The organism is Exiguobacterium sp. s21 (genome assembly GCF_018617975.1).
GTDB lineage: Bacteria > Bacillota > Bacilli > Exiguobacteriales > Exiguobacteriaceae > Exiguobacterium > Exiguobacterium mexicanum_A.
This window is the reverse complement of sequence record NZ_JACSLF010000040.1, coordinates 1-345: the sequence shown is the minus strand read 5'-3', so window position 1 is coordinate 345 and position 345 is coordinate 1. Positions and strand designations below refer to the sequence as shown.

The following is a 345-nucleotide window of genomic DNA, read 5'->3' as shown; positions in this document are numbered from 1 at the left end:
GATGCGCCGGACGATCGTCGAGAAGCTGCGTGCGACCTGGTCCCCGGAACAGATCGTCGGCCGCCTCTACGCAGGAAAAATTGCCTTCTCCACCATCTACCGTTGGATCTACGCGGGACGGATCGACGTGCCCCTGACCGTGCTCCGCCAGAAAGGGAAACGTCAAAAGCCGACCGAGACGCGCGGGCGCATCAACATCGGACTCCCCATCTCGCAACGGCCGCCAGAGGTCAGGGGGCGCCGGACGTTCGGGCACTGGGAGCTCGACACCGTCGTCTCCGGACGAGGGAAGTCGAAGGCGTGCGTCGCGACGTTCATCGAGCGGAAGAGCCGGTTCTATCTCGC

At 64.6% G+C, this 345-nt stretch carries 1 protein-coding gene; it reads left to right on the top strand.

What is annotated here, in order from left to right; all coding sequences use genetic code 11:
- On the top strand, positions 1-345 hold a 345-nt coding region (locus KNP06_RS15215; protein ID WP_214789520.1), incomplete at both ends, for an IS30 family transposase.